Here is a 1,314-nt window from a genome sequence, read left to right as displayed (position 1 = left end):
GAGACTGTAAATAAAACTGTGTAAACGCTTAGACTATCCCTCAACGCTGTTAGGGGCAACACAGGTGTTTACCATGAAAGATGAAGCAATGCTGGCATTAGCCAAAGAATTTGCCAAGAACTTAAAGACAGAAGCTGACCTGAATAATTTCAGTAAAGCTCTAAAGAAATTAACGGTGGAAACTATTCTAAATGCTGAACTCACTGACCATTTAGGTTATGAGAAGCATAGTCCTAGAGTAGGTAAAAATGCTCGTAATGGCTATACAACTAAACGCCTACTGACTGATGATGGTGAGTTTGAGCTAGACACGCCTAGAGATCGTGATGGTACATTTGAGCCTCAGTTCATCAAGAAAAGTCAAACTCGAATCACGCAAATGGATAGTCAAATTCTATCCCTTTATGCTAAAGGCATGACGACACGAGATATCGTTGCCACGTTCAAGGAAATGTACGATGCAGATGTCTCTGCTACCTTAATTTCCAAGGTGACAGATGCTGTGATCGACCAAGTCACTCAATGGCAAAACCGCCCTTTGGATGCATTCTATCCAATCGTTTACCTAGACTGTATTGTCGTGAAGGTGCGACATAACAACACCGTCATCAACAAGGCTGTATTTCTTGCTTTGGGTGTCAATACAGAGGGGCAGAAAGACTTACTTGGACTGTGGATGGCTGAAAACGAAGGGGCGAAGTTCTGGTTATCAGTTCTCACCGAACTGAAGAATCGTGGCTTGCAAGATATTCTGATTGCATGTGTGGATGGATTAAAAGGCTTTCCTGATGCGATTAATACGGTCTATCCTGATACCCATATCCAGTTGTGTATTATCCATATGGTACGCAATAGCTTGAAGTATGTCAGTTGGAAAGATTATAAGGCCGTTACATCTGATTTGAAGAAAATCTACCAGTCGGTAACCGAAGATGAAGCCTTACACGCTCTTGATGAATTTGGTCAGAAATGGGATGACAAATACCCTCAAATCAGCAAATCATGGCTCGGGCATTGGCCGAATCTCAACACGTTCTTTGCTTATCCTATGGATATTCGTAAAGCAATCTACACAACGAATGCGATTGAATCATTGAACAGCGTGATCCGTCATGCGACCAAGAAAAGAAAAATCTTCCCGACTGATGATTCAGTGAAAAAAGTGGTATATTTAGCGATTATGGCAGCAAGCAAAAAATGGACAATGCCTATCCAAAATTGGAAATCTGCTATGAACCGCTTTAGTATCATGTTTGAAGAGCGTGTAACCAAGTATTTTTAAAACTGTATTTACACAGAATTATTTACACCCTC

At 40.9% G+C, this 1,314-nt stretch carries 1 protein-coding gene; it reads left to right on the top strand.

The genetic code is table 11. From position 1 onward, the window contains the following. Window positions 1-73: 73 nt before the first annotated feature. Complete coding sequence (locus CDG56_RS16670) at window positions 74-1,282, top strand: IS256 family transposase (RefSeq protein WP_032073139.1); 1,209 nt, start codon at window positions 74-76, stop codon at window positions 1,280-1,282. The last annotated feature ends 32 nt before the right edge of the window (window positions 1,283-1,314 follow it).

The organism is Acinetobacter sp. WCHA39, assembly GCF_002165385.1.
In the GTDB taxonomy this organism is placed as follows: domain Bacteria; phylum Pseudomonadota; class Gammaproteobacteria; order Pseudomonadales; family Moraxellaceae; genus Acinetobacter.
This window is presented reverse-complemented; position numbering and strand designations above follow the sequence as displayed.

Coding starts and splice junctions, on each gene's coding strand:
- CDG56_RS16670 (WP_032073139.1), top strand. CDS start 74: ATGAAAGATGAAGCAATGCTGGCATTAGCCAAAGAATTTGCCAAGAAC.